The organism is Streptomyces sp. MAI_2237 (assembly GCF_054189285.1).
Window position 1 is genome coordinate 3,064,115 of record NZ_JAJPGQ010000003.1, and the last position, 12,436, is coordinate 3,076,550.

Annotated in this window: 12 protein-coding genes; 7 read left to right on the plus strand and 5 right to left on the minus strand. The window is 73.9% G+C overall.

Features of this window, described 5'->3' with window-relative positions; translation table 11 throughout:
* The first annotated feature begins 18 nt into the window (after nt 1-18).
* Genes LN251_RS24470 through LN251_RS24480 form a run of 3 tightly spaced genes read left to right on the plus strand, consistent with a single transcriptional unit; the run spans nt 19 to nt 2,851 of the window.
* Entirely contained in the window at nt 19-1,155 is a 1,137-nt protein-coding gene (locus LN251_RS24470) for a YihY/virulence factor BrkB family protein (RefSeq protein WP_458246258.1), read from the plus strand.
* 54 nt (nt 1,156-1,209) lie between these two features.
* On the plus strand, nt 1,210-2,157 hold the full coding sequence (locus LN251_RS24475) for a cupin domain-containing protein (RefSeq protein WP_458246259.1): 948 nt from the start codon (nt 1,210-1,212) through the stop codon (nt 2,155-2,157).
* A 10-nt stretch (nt 2,158-2,167) separates the two neighbouring features.
* Nucleotides 2,168-2,851 carry a helix-turn-helix domain-containing protein gene (locus LN251_RS24480; RefSeq protein ID WP_458246260.1) on the plus strand — a complete coding sequence of 228 codons (684 nt, stop codon included), beginning with the start codon at nt 2,168-2,170 and terminating at the stop codon, nt 2,849-2,851.
* Here the strand turns inward: LN251_RS24480 and LN251_RS24485 are convergent.
* Together LN251_RS24485 and LN251_RS24490 are read right to left on the minus strand one after the other, a co-directional pair.
* Nucleotides 2,837-3,235, minus strand: a complete 399-nt coding sequence (locus tag LN251_RS24485) for a VOC family protein (RefSeq protein ID WP_458246261.1) — start codon at nt 3,233-3,235, stop codon at nt 2,837-2,839. The genes LN251_RS24480 and LN251_RS24485 overlap by 15 nt on opposite strands.
* A 65-nt stretch (nt 3,236-3,300) precedes the next feature.
* Nucleotides 3,301-3,933 carry a VOC family protein gene (locus LN251_RS24490; RefSeq protein ID WP_458246262.1) on the minus strand — a complete coding sequence of 211 codons (633 nt, stop codon included), beginning with the start codon at nt 3,931-3,933 and terminating at the stop codon, nt 3,301-3,303.
* 133 nt (nt 3,934-4,066) lie between these two features.
* On the opposite strand from LN251_RS24490, the gene LN251_RS24495 reads away from it, so the two are divergent.
* A complete protein-coding gene (locus tag LN251_RS24495; RefSeq protein ID WP_458246263.1) occupies nt 4,067-4,723 on the plus strand; it encodes a ThuA domain-containing protein in 657 nt (218 codons plus the stop codon).
* Here the strand turns inward: LN251_RS24495 and LN251_RS24500 are convergent.
* Nucleotides 4,710-5,276, minus strand: coding sequence for a GNAT family N-acetyltransferase (locus LN251_RS24500; protein ID WP_458246264.1), 567 nt, complete (start codon nt 5,274-5,276; stop codon nt 4,710-4,712). The genes LN251_RS24495 and LN251_RS24500 overlap by 14 nt on opposite strands.
* A gap of 56 nt (nt 5,277-5,332) precedes the next feature.
* The gene (locus LN251_RS24505) at nt 5,333-6,385 is read right to left on the minus strand and encodes a LacI family DNA-binding transcriptional regulator (RefSeq protein WP_458246265.1); all 1,053 of its coding nucleotides are present in this window, start codon (nt 6,383-6,385) and stop codon (nt 5,333-5,335) included.
* A 376-nt stretch (nt 6,386-6,761) separates the two neighbouring features.
* On the opposite strand from LN251_RS24505, the gene LN251_RS24510 reads away from it, so the two are divergent.
* The gene (locus LN251_RS24510; RefSeq protein ID WP_458246266.1) at nt 6,762-8,345 is read left to right on the plus strand and encodes a carboxylesterase/lipase family protein; all 1,584 of its coding nucleotides are present in this window, start codon (nt 6,762-6,764) and stop codon (nt 8,343-8,345) included.
* Nucleotides 8,346-8,566: 221 nt separating this feature from the next.
* Here the strand turns inward: LN251_RS24510 and mmuM are convergent, their stop codons facing one another.
* Complete coding sequence (gene mmuM / locus LN251_RS24515) at nt 8,567-9,484, minus strand: homocysteine S-methyltransferase (protein ID WP_458246267.1); 918 nt, start codon at nt 9,482-9,484, stop codon at nt 8,567-8,569.
* 124 nt (nt 9,485-9,608) lie between these two features.
* Between mmuM and LN251_RS24520 the strand changes: the two genes are divergently transcribed.
* Nucleotides 9,609-10,997, plus strand: a complete 1,389-nt coding sequence (locus LN251_RS24520; protein ID WP_458246268.1) for an APC family permease — start codon at nt 9,609-9,611, stop codon at nt 10,995-10,997.
* A gap of 340 nt (nt 10,998-11,337) precedes the next feature.
* Nucleotides 11,338-12,435 carry a glycoside hydrolase family 43 protein gene (locus tag LN251_RS24525; RefSeq protein ID WP_458246269.1) on the plus strand — a complete coding sequence of 366 codons (1,098 nt, stop codon included), beginning with the start codon at nt 11,338-11,340 and terminating at the stop codon, nt 12,433-12,435.
* Nucleotide 12,436: the final 1 nt, after the last annotated feature.

Genomic DNA, 12,436 nt, shown 5'->3' on the forward strand with positions numbered 1-12,436 from the left:
GCCGGATACCGTTAGGTCGTGCAGTCAGCAAGTGAGTCCTCGCCGCGGCCCTCCGGCCGTCTCCACCGGGCGCGTGCCCTCTACCGGAACGTCTCCAAGCGCAGGACCGCCTGGCTGCTGCTCAAGGACACCGTCAACTCCTGCATGGAGTACCGCATCCTCGGCCTCGCGGCGGAGGCCGCGTTCTTCACGCTGCTGTCCGTGCCGCCACTGCTGCTCAGCCTCATCGGCCTGCTCGGCTACGTCGACGCCTGGACCGGCACCGACAGCATCTCCAGCCTGGAGACGAACCTCCTGAACGCGTCGCAGACCGTCCTGTCCGAGAAGGGCGTCAACGAGATCGCCGTACCGATCCTGCACGACGTGATGAAGGGCGGCAGACCCGACGTCATCTCCATCGGCTTCCTGTTCGCCCTGTGGTCGGGCTCCCGCGCGGTCAACGTCTTCATCGACACCATCACCGTCATGTACGGGCTCGACGGCGTGCGCGGCATCGTCAAGACCCGGATCGTGGCGTTCCTGCTGTTTCTCGCGGCCCTGGTGATCGGGTCGGTCGCGCTGCCCCTGATGGTCGCGGGCCCGGACGCGGTGGTGCGGATCGTGCCGTGGTCGGAGACGCTGGTGCAGGTCCTGTACTGGCCCGTGGTCATCATCCTGTCGATCGTCTTCCTGACCACGCTCTACCACGTGTCCGTTCCCGTGCGGTCCCCGTGGATCGAGGACGTGCCCGGCGCGCTGGTGGCCCTGGCGATGTGGGTCGTCTGCAGCTTCCTGCTGCGCATCTACCTCACCAGCACCATCGAGGGCGCCTCCATCTACGGCTCCCTCGCCGCCTCCGTCGCCGTGCTGCTGTGGATCGGGGTGGGCGCCTTCGCCGTGCTCGTCGGGGCCGCGGTCAACGCGGCGATCGACCGGGTGTGGCCGGCGGCGGCCACGGCCGCGGCCCGCGCCGCCAACGAGCGGCTGCGCGAGGCCCAGCTGGCCGAACACGTGGCCCGCGCCGCGGCCGGAATCGACGCCGATCCCGACGACCCCGACATGCCCTCGGAGTTCCCCGAGCGCTGGTCCCGCTTCCTCCCACCGGAGGATGTGACCTCCCGCCTGCGCACCCACGTCAAGAGCACCCACCCGCCGCACAAACCGGAGAGCCCCTGACGGCTCCCCGGGAACCGTCCGCCGCCTCCGCCGCGCGCGTCTACGCTGACCGCCATGGACGCCCTCGCAGGTCTGCTGGAAGGCCCCCGCGCGCGTGGCGCCTTCATGATCCGGGCGTGTTTCGACCCGCCCTGGGCCGTGCGGGTGGAGGACCGGGCCCCGCTGACCGTGATGCTCCTGGTCCGCGGCGACGCCTGGGTCACGCCGGAGGCGGGGGAGCCGGTTCGGCTGCGGGCCGGTGACCTCGCGATCGCCCGCGGCCCCGACCCCTACACCTGCGGCGACGCCCCCGGAACGCGGCCGCAGGTGGTGATCCTGCCGGGTGCGGAGTGCAGCTACCCCGACGGGCGGTCCCTGAACGGCTCCATGGACCTCGGCGTGCGCACCTGGGGCGACCGGCCGGACGGCTCGGCCGTCCTGCTGATCGGCACATACCTGTGGCAGGGCGAGGTCGGCGGACGGTTGCTGGACGTCCTGCCGCCCCTGCTGGCGCTGACCTCCGGCATGTGGCCGAGCCCGCTCACACCGATGCTCATGGAGGAGATCGTCCGCGACGAACCGGGGCAGGAAGTCGTCCTAGACCGGCTCCTCGACCTGCTGGTCATCACCGCGCTGCGGGCCTGGTTCGCCCGCCCCGAGGCGGCGGCGCCCGCGTGGTACCGGGCGCTGGGCGACCCGGTGGTGGGGCGGGTGCTGCGGCTGGTCCAGAACGACCCCGCGCACCCCTGGACCGTGGCCTCACTGGCCGCCAGGGCCGGAGTGTCCCGCGCGGCGCTCGCCCGGCGCTTCACCGGCCTGGTGGGCGAACCCGTGATGACCTACCTGACCGGCTGGCGGCTCGCCCTGGCCGCGGACGCGCTGCGCGACACCGACGACACCCTGGAGGCGATCGCCCGCCGCGTCGGCTACGGCAGCGCCTTCGCCCTGTCCACCGCGTTCAAGCGGGTCCACGGCGTCAGCCCGCAGGAACACCGGGGGCGGCCGGCACCCGCGCGCGCGTAGGCTGGCGGGCGTGTACGAGGAGAGGCCCTCCCGGCTCCCCGGAGCGGTCGTGTGGCGCAACACCCCGGCCGAGGCCGGCGTGGGGCGGGTGCTGCCCGACGGATGCATGGACCTGCTCTGGCACGACGGCCGGCTGCTCGTCGCCGGACCCGACACCCGCGCCTACGTCACCGACGGCGCGCCCGGCCTCTGGACGGGCGTCCGCTTCTTCCCCGGGACCGCGCCCTCGATCCTCGGCGTGCCCGCGCACGAGTTGCGCGACCGGCGCGCCGAACTCGCCGCACTGCGGCCCGCCGCGGAGGTCCGCCGGCTCGCCGCACTGGTCGACGCGGCCCCCGAACCGGCCCTGGGCCTGGAGGAGGCGGCGGTGCGGCTGGCCGCGGCCGCCGCACCCCCTGACCCGCTGCTGCGGCACCTGGTCGCGGCCCTCGACGCGGGCCGTCCCGTCGGCCGGGCCGCCGACGAACTGGGCCTCGGGGTCCGGCAGTTGCACCGGCGGGCGCTGGTGGCCTTCGGGTACGGGCCCAAGACGCTGGCCCGCGTGCTGCGGTTGCAGCGGGCCGTGGGGATGGCCCGGGAGGGGCTGCCGTTCGCGGAGACGGCCGCCCGGGCCGGGTTCGCCGACCAGGCCCATCTGGCCCGTGACGTCAAGGAGTTGGCCGGGGTGCCGCTCGGCCGGCTACTGCTGGGGTAGCTGCGCGAACAGGTCGACGCCGTTGCCGTCCGGGTCGTGCACGACCGCGTACCGCTGGCCCCAGAAGGCGTCCCACGGCTTGAGCTCGCCGTGGTGGCCGGCGCCCACGAGGTCCTCGTACAGCGTGTCGACCTCGGCGGGCGACCCGCACCGGAAGGCCAGCGCGATCCGCCCGCCGCCGCGCGGCGGGCGCCACCCCGGGTGGAAGGAGCGGATCGTCTCCTCGGTGTCCAGGGCGAGGGTCAGCCCGCCGGGCAGTTCGGCCTCGACGTGCGGCTGGTCCTCGGCGCCGTCGGGGAAGACGAGGCCGAGGCGGCGGTAGAAGGCGAGTGAGGCCGCCATGTCGGAGGCGACCAGGCCGATCACGGCGCATCGTGGAGTCATGCCGCCACCGTAGGCAGCGGACCTGACGGCGGTCTTGAAGGAATCGGACAGAGCCGGCTCGGGGGTCAGGAGAAGGTGACGGGGCCGTGCGGGGTGTCCAGGGTGAAGGTGAGGGCCACCGGCCCCTCGGTCAGGGGGAGTTCGGCGTCCACGGCGGCCAGCAGCGGGCGGAGCTCGGCCGGGTCGGGGGCGCTCGCCGACAGCCGGAGCAGCGGGGTGACGGGCAGCCCCGAGGCGGAGGGGTGGACGGCGGACCCCCAGTCGATGAGGAAGGGCACCAGGCCCGAGGGGTGCTGGGTGTCGCCGTCGGTCAGCCGCCACCGCAGGAGGGTGCCGTCGGGGCGGCGGCGGCTCATCGGGCGGATGGCGCCCGGATCGTAGCCGCGGGCCCGGGCGGCGGCGACCGCGGCGTCCAGGTCGGGCGGGCTGACGGCCCAGGTCACCGTGCGCGCGGCCGCCAGCTCGTCGACGGCGAACGGGCGCGGACCGTCCGGATCGGTCTGCTCCGGGTCCGGCCCGATGATCTCCAGATAGCTGCCACCGCCCAGCGCCACCAGGAAGTTGCGCGTCCCGCGGCCCACGTGGGCGCCGCCGGGAGCGGGCGCGACGCCCGTGCGCCGCGTGAAGTCGGCGACCGTCGCCGCCAGGTCGGGGGTCGCGAGGACGAGATGGTCGAGATGCGCGGGAATGGCGTTCATCGCAGTCGAGGCTAGGGGGCGACCGGCCCCCGATGGAACACCTGTGCGGTGACCTCGGCAGGAGGCCCGGGCGTCGATCTCGCGGCGGTCAGGGGACCGGGAACACCCCTGGTCCCCGGTTAGGCTCGCGTCCATGGCCCCCCGACTCCTCGTCTACACGCGCACCACCGACTACCGCCACGACTCCATACCGGCCGCCGTCGCCGCCATGCGCGCGCTCGATGATCTGGAGGTGGACCACAGCGAAGATCCCGCCGTCTTCGAGAGCCCCCTGCACGGTTACGCCGCCGTCGTCTTCCTCTCCACCAGCGGCGAGGTGCTCACCCCGGCCGGACGGGAGCGGCTGGCCGCCTACATCGAGGACGGCGGAGGGTTCGCCGGGGTGCACGCGGCGGCCTGCACGGAGTACGACTGGCCGTACTACGGCGAGTTGCTGGGCGCCCGCTTCGACCGGCACCCCGCGCTCCAGCCGGGACGGGCCGTCGTCGAGGACCGCGCGCATCCGGCCACCCGGCACCTGCCCGCCGCCTGGGACTTCACCGACGAGTGGTACGACTTCCGCACCAACCCCCGCGACCGGGTGCGGGTGTTGATGAGCGCCGACGAGTCGTCGTACGAAGGCGGCGGCATGGGCGCCGACCATCCGCTGGCGTGGTGCCGGGAGCAGGGCGCGGGCCGGGTGTTCTACACGGCACTCGGCCACACCGCCGAGGCCTACGCGTCGCCCGAGTTCCGGGAGCACCTGCGCGGCGGCATCGGCTGGGCGGGGCGGACGCTCACCGAGCCGTAGTGCCGTCGGCCGGCGTGCCGGGGCGGTCCAGGCGCCAGACCACGTCGACGCCGACGAGCGAGGGCGTTTCCGGCAGGGTCCGCTCGTGGCCGATCTCGGTGAACCCCAGACGGCGCGGAACCCTGCCACTGGCCGTGTTGGCCAGGTCGTGGGTGATCTCCACGTACTCCACGCCCGGCAGGGCGAACATCTCGGCGACCAGGGCGGCCGTCGCTCTCGTGGCGATGCCCCGGCCGGTGGCCGCCGGGTGCAGCCAGTACCCCATCCGCCAGCGGGCGGGCGCCTCCACGCGGTAGGTCTGGCACATGCCGACGAGCGTGCCGCCCTCGGCGATGGCGTAGTTGTACGCCTCGTCGGCCGCCCACTTCGACTCGGCCTTCGCGAGGAAGTCCCGGGTGGTCTCCTCGCCGTGCCGGGCGACCCAGCCCATCCAGGGACGCAGGTGGTCCACCGACTCCTCGATCAGCCTGAACGCCGGGGTGAAGTCGTCCTGCGGCCGCCAGCGTCGCAGCACCAGGCCGCCGCATTCGATGAACTGACTCGGTCGCTCCATGACAGCCATGATCGGTTCGCGGCACACGCCACCGCAACGGGCCCCGCGGTCACCGGTCACGCCTGGGGCATCGGCGCGCGTGCCGTGCTCGCCCGCCGCACCAGCCGCGTCGACAACTCCGTGCGCGTCCCCTCCGGGCGGTCGCCCTCCATCATGCGGACCAGTAGATGCAGGGCCGTCGCCGCCATCTCCGACAGCGGCTGGCGGACGGTGGTGAGCGCGGGAGTGACCCAACGGGACTCGGGCAGGTCGTCGAAGCCCACGACGCTGACCTCCTCGGGCACCCTCAACCCCCGCTCGGCCAGCGCCTCGTACACCCCGAGCGCCATGCGGTCCGAGCAGACGAAGACGGCCGTCGGAGGCTCCCGCAGGTCCAGGAGGTCCAGCATGCGGCGGTGGGCGACGGACTCGTCGAACCCGGCGTGGCGGACGTACTCCGGACGGTGCCGCACGCCCGCCGAGGCGAGGGCCGAGCGGTAGCCGGCGACTCGCGCGCTGCTGCACATCTTGCGCTGATGCCCGGCGATCACCGCGATGCGCCGGTGGCCGAGCGCCAGAAGGTGCTCGGTCGCCGTCACACCGCCCTGCCAGTTCGCCGCGCCCACCGACACGACACCCGGCGGCGGTTCCAGCACCGGGTCGATCAGGACGTACGGAATGCGGTGCTGGTCCAGCCAGGCGTACTGCGACTGCGTCAGCTCGGACAGGTTGAACAGCACCCCGGAGGAGCCGCGCGCGATCAGCTTGTCCAGCCAGCCGCGCTCCGGCCGCGCGCCCCGCGTCCGGGTCAGCCCCGCCGAGACCACGACCTCCAGCCCCGCGTCGTGCGCGGCCCCCTCGACGCCCTGCAGGATCGCGCCCGACCAGGAACTGTCGAGCGAGTGCACGACCAGGTCGACCAGGCCGGGGACCTTCGCCGCGTCGAACCGGGGCCTGCGGACGTAGCCGAGCCGGTCGAGCGCCTCCGTCACCCGCCGGCGCGTCTCCGGAGCCACGTCCTCGCGGCCGTTGACCACCTTGGACGCGGTCGGCACGGAGACCCCCGCCTCGCGGGCCACCACGGCCAGCGTCGGACCGGCGGCCACGCCGGCACTCCCCGTACGGACCATAGGGAACCACCTCTCCGGCCCGCCCGAGGGCCATGAAAAGTTTCGACAGGTGCACGGCAGTAAGCGCTTCCTACCCTAGGTTCGCGGGCTGGAGCGGGGAAGAGGGCGACTTCGCCAGGTCTTCACAGGCCCCGGCTTTCGAAACTTCGAACGCGGCGGCGGGCGAGGGGGGCCGGAGGCGGTCGGGGCAGCCGGGCCTTCCGGCGGCCACGACCGGCCTGGGCTCCCGGCCACGACCGGCCCGGGCTCCCGGCCCGGAGCTCCCGGGGGTACCTCGTGCGGCCCCCCGAAGCGCCCTCCCCACCGGAATATCGCGGCGATCTGTGGTGCTGTGGTCTTACCGGTGCAGTAGCGCGGTGAGGAGGCTGGTGAGCCCATGACGGCAGCAATCCAGGCGGACCCCGTGGTGAGCACCCCGTACGGGGCGGTACGAGGTCGGTTCGAGCAGGGCGTCGCGGTCTTCCGGGGCATCCCGTACGCCGCCCCTCCCTTCGGTCCCCGCCGGTTCCGGCCGCCCGTCCCGCCCGAGCCCTGGGACGGCGTCCGTGACGCGGGCGCCTTCGGGCCGACGGCGCCGAAACCGCCGTACTCCGAAGCCTTCGACAAGTACCTGTCCGACCCCGTCGTGCCGGGCGACGACTGCCTCAACCTCAACGTGTGGACGCCGGAGCCGGGCCCCGGAGCCCGGCTCCCGGTCCTGGTGTGGCTGCACGGCGGCGCTCTGACCAGGGGCTCGTCCGCCGTCCCCGTGTACGACGGGCGGACCTTCGCCCGCGACGGCGTCGTCTTCGTCTCGGTGAACTACCGGCTGGGGGTCGAGGGCTACGGACTGTTCCCGGACGCCCCCGCCAACCCCGGACTGCGCGACCAGCTCGCCGCCCTGACATGGGTGCGCGACGCGATAGCGGCCTTCGGCGGCGACCCGGACCGCGTCACCCTCGCCGGACAGTCCGCGGGGGCGATCAGCGCCGGCGCCCTGCTGGCCGCCCCGCAGGCGCAGGGGCTCGTGCGGCGGGCGGTCCTGCAGAGCGGGCCGCCCGAGGCGTTCGAACGGGACAAGGTACGGCGCATGGTGCGCCGTATGGCCACCCGCCTGAAGATCCCCGCCACCGCCGCCGCCTTCGCCGAGGTCGACCGCGAGCTGCTGCTGCGCACCCAGGCCGAGGTGGGCCGGCTCAGCAGCCCGGTGCTCGGCGGCCCCTCCTTCGGCATCGTCGTCGACGGCGACCTCGTCCCGCGCGACCCGCTGGAGGCCCTCGTCGACGGCGACGCGGCCACCGGCGTCGACCTGATGATGGGCTGGACCAGCGACGAGTACCGCCTCTGGCTCGTCCCCGGCGGCCTGCTGGAACGCCTCGACCGGCTCGGGGCCGTCGCCCTCGCCGGCGCCATGGCCCGCTGCCACTGCGGCACCGAGGTGCCCCGCGGCTACCGCGCCCTGCACCCGCGGGCCGGGACCGCCGAGATCGTCGGCCAGATGGTCACCGACCACCTGCTGCGCCGCCCCCTGCACCGCCTGGCCGACGCCCGCCCCGCAGGCTCCTGGGTCTACGAGTTCGCCTGGCCCTCGGGCCTGCCCGGCCTCGGCTCCTGCCACGCGCTGGAACTCGGCTTCGTCTTCGACAGCGGCGACGTACCGGAGTCGCGCAAGCTGGCCGGTGACGAAGCGCCGCAGGAACTGGCCGACGCGATGCACGGCGCGTGGGTGCGCTTCGCCGCCGACGGCGACCCCGGCTGGGAGGCCTGGGACGCGCGGCATCCGGTGCGGATCTTCGACGCCGACGAGCCCCGCACGGCCTACGGTCCGCGCGACGCCGAACTGGCCCTGTGGACCGCGCCCGGCGCGACGCCCGGCGAGCCCCCCGTCACTGCGGTGACGGACCCGTCACCCGCCCGCACGGCGGACCTGCGCGCGACGGTCCGACGGCTGCGGCGCTCGACCGGAGTACGGCGCGGCTGAGCCGGGCCGCTCGGCCGGTGGCCGGCCACGGCTGGGGCGGGGCGCTGGACGTGTGCCTTGCCCGCCTGGACCGGTTGCCCGACCGAAGCGCGCCGCGTCATCGCCGCCCCGGAGTCCCGGAGTCCCGGCGTCCCGGAGTCCCGGAATCCCGGAAGACGGAAGCCGCCGCAGGTTTCCGTCCGGGGGTCGGCAGTGCGCCGGGGGAGTGGGCCGGCGTTCCCTCACGGCGTCAGCGCCGCCGCGATCCCGGCGATCGCCTCCGGTCCCACCCGGCAGCACCCGCCGATCAGCCGTGCCCCAGACGCCCGCCAGCCCGTGACCTCCTCGGGCGTGAAGCTGGAGCGCCCGTCCCAGGCGCGGGCCCCGGCATCCCAGGCCTCGCCGCTGTTGGGGTAGACGACCACCGGCTTGCCGGTGACGCGCGCGGCGGTCCGGACCGCGCCGTCGACGTCCTGCGGGGCACAGCAGTTGACGCCCACCGCGATCACCTCGTCCACATCGGCGGCCAGGGCGAACGCCTCCTCCAGCGGCTGCCCGGCGCGGGTGCGCTCGCCGTCCACGGTGTACGACAGCCAGGCCGGCACCCCGAGCCCCCGCACCACCCGCAGCAGCGCCCGTGCCTCGTCGGCGTCGGGGACCGTCTCCAGGGCGAGCACGTCGGGACGGGCCGCGGCCAGCACCTCGACGCGCGGCCGGTGGAAGTCGGCGAGTTCGTCCACGCTCAGCCCGTACCGCCCCCGGTACTCGGAGCCGTCCGCGAGCATCGCGCCGTACGGGCCCACCGAGGCGGCCACCCACAACGGCCGGGTGACTCCCTTCGCCGCCGCCCGCCGCGCCGCCTCACGCGCCGCCTCGACGCTCAGCGCGAGGAGTTCGGCCGCCTGCTCGCGACCGATCCCGCGCTTCGCGAAGCCCTCGAACGTGGCCTGGTAGCTGGCGGTGATCGCCACGTCCGCGCCGGCCTCGAAGTAGGCGAGGTGGGCCTCGGTGATCGCCTCGGGCCGCTCGGCGAGCAGCCGCGCCGACCACAGCTCGTCGCTCAGGTCGTGCCCGGCGGACTCGAGCTGGTTGGACATGCCGCCGTCGAGGACGACGGTTCCGGCGGCGAGGGCGGCGGCGAGGGAGGTGTCGCTGGTCATGCCACGAGGCTAGGCGAACGGCCCCCGACCGACGGCATGTGTCCAGCAGGTGAACACTGCGCCCAGCATGTGGGACGCCGGGTTACGATCACGCCCTCCCCGCCCGCCTGCATCTGGAACCACCATGACCGCCCCCAGCCCCACCGAGGCCACCGACCCGTCCGGCACCCCGGCGGCCCCCGCCCCGCGCCGCCGCACCTTCGGCCCGGCCGCCGCCACCGCGCTCGTCATGGGCAACATCATCGGCGGCGGCATCTTCGCGCTGCCCGCCGCCGTCGCCCCCTACGGCACGGTCAGTCTGCTCGCCTTCGCCGTCCTGTCGGTCGCCGCCGTGCTGCTCGCCCTGCTGTTCGGCAGCCTGGCCCGGCGCAGCCCCGTCACCGGCGGTCTGTACGTCTACCCGCGCGACGCCTTCGGCCCGTTCGCGGGATTCCTGTCGGCGTGGTCGTACTGGACGATGTGCTGGGTCAGCATCGCCGCCCTCGCCGTCGCGGTCGTCGGCTACGTCGACGTCCTGATCCCCCTGCACGGCGACCACACCCTCGAAGGGGCCGTCGCCCTGGCCGCGCTGTGGCTGCCCGCCGCCGCCAACTTCGCCGGCACCCGCTGGGTCGGCGCGGTCCAGATCGTCTCCACGGTCCTCAAATTCGTCCCGCTGCTGCTGGTGGCCACGATCGGGCTGTTCTTCGTCGACCCGGACAACTTCGGGCCGTTCAACGCCTCCGGCGACAGCACGCCGGGCGCGCTCGCCGCCGCGGCCGCGCTGCTGCTGTACAGCTTCCTCGGCGTCGAGTCGGCCGCGGTCAGCGCGGGCGAGGTGGACGACCCCGAGCGCAACGTCGGCCGCGCGAGCGTCCTCGGCACGCTCGCCTCCGCGCTGGTGTACATCCTGGGCACCGTCGCGGTCTTCGGGCTGGTTCCGCACGACCGGCTGGTCGACTCCGGCGCGCCCTTCGCCGACGCGGTGAACGCGATCACCGGCGGCTCCTGGGGCGGCACCGCCATCGCGCTCGTCGCCGTCGCCTCGATCACCGGCTGCCTCAACGGCTGGATCCTGCTGGCCGCGCAGATGCCGTACGCCGCAGCCCGCGACGGACTGTTCCCGAAGCCGTTCGCCAAGGTGGGCAGGGGCGGTGTGCCCGGCTTCGGCGTCTGGGCGGTGGCGGTCCTCGGCACGCTCCTGATCGCCCTCAACTACACGGCGGGCCCCGACTCCACCTTCCGCGTCCTCGTCCTGATCACCACGTTCACCGGCTGCGTGCCGTACCTGCTGTCGGCGGCGGCCCAGCTGTTCTGGCTCGCCCGGGGCACCCGGGAGCGGGTCCGCCCGGCGGGCCTGGTCCGCGACCTGATCGTCGCGGCGCTGTCCTTCGCGTTCTCGTTCTGGCTGATCGCGGGCGCCGGTTACGCCGCCGTCTACCAGGGTGTGCTGTTCCTGTTCGCGGGCATCCCGGTGTACGTGTGGCTGCGGGGCCGGCAGCCGGAGGAGACCCCGGAGGCGGCGCGGGCCTGATTTCAGCCCCGCACCGCACACCTGCCGCCGCTCCGCCGAAGGCGGCAGTCCCCGCCACCGCCGCTGCGCCGTCAGCCGGCGCCGCTGCGCCGCTGCGCCGCGTCCCCGCCACCGCCGCTCCGCCGTCCGGCGTACCCCCGCCGTCGGACGGCCGGCGCCGCGAGCCCCGGGGAGCAGGCCGAAGAACGGGTGCCGCGACAAGAATTGTGAAAGCGCTTCCTGTCGGACCCGTCAGACCCGTTGACCTCCAGGTTCCACACCCTTACCTTTTCGGCGTTCGTCATGACAGATGTTGTTTGACATCTCGAACACTCCCCCCGCGCCCCGAGAGGCAAGCCGTATGAGCCGCGATGACGACCTGCCCGCCAGCACCCCGCCCCCCACGCGCCGCCTGATGCTGAAGGGAGCCGCCCTCGCAGCGGGCGCCCTGGCGGCGGCCCCCGGGACGGCCGACGCAGCACCGAGGCCGAAGGCCGCCCCGTTCGTGAACCCGCTCGTCCGGCAGCGCGCCGATCCCTTCGTCCACCGTCACGCCGACGGCTTCTACTACTTCACCGCCACCGTCCCCGAGTACGACCGCATCGTCCTGCGCCGCTCCCGCACCCTGAACGGCCTCGCGACCGCAACGGAGTCGGTCATCTGGACCAAGCACGCCACCGGTGTCATGGGCGCGCACATCTGGGCGCCGGAAATCCACCGCATCGGCGGCAAGTGGTACGTCTACTTCGCCTCCGCGCCCGCCGAGAGCGTCTGGGACATCCGCATCTGGGTCCTGGAGAACGCCGACCCCGACCCGTTCAGGGGCACATGGGTGGAGAAGGGGCAGGTGAAGACCGCCTGGGAGACCTTCTCCCTGGACGCCACCACCTTCAGCCACCGCGGCACCCGCTACCTCGTCTGGGCCCAGCACGAGCCCGACATGGACAACAACACGGCCCTGTGGCTGTCGAGGATGGCGAACCCGTGGACCCTGACCGGGCCTCAGGTGCGCCTGTCGACACCGGAGTTCGACTGGGAGTGCGTCGGCTACAAGGTCAACGAGGGCCCCGCCGTCCTCGCCCGCAACGGCCGCCTGTTCCTGTCCTACTCGGCGTCGGCCACCGATCACCACTACTGCATGGGTCTGCTCACGGCCGCCGCGGACGCCGACCTGATGGACCCCGCCACCTGGTCCAAGTCCCCGGTCCCCGTCTTCACCAGCAACGACACCACCAAGCAGTACGGACCCGGCCACAACTGCTTCACGGTCGCCGAGGACGGCCGCAGCGACGTCCTCGTCTACCACGCCCGCCCGTACAAGGAGATCACAGGCGATCCCCTGAACGACCCCAACCGGCACACCCGGGTCCAGAAGCTCGGCTGGAACCCGGACGGCACCCCCGACTTCGGCATCCCCGTGGCCGACACGGCCGCCGACCGAAGCGAAGGAGAGTTGTGAG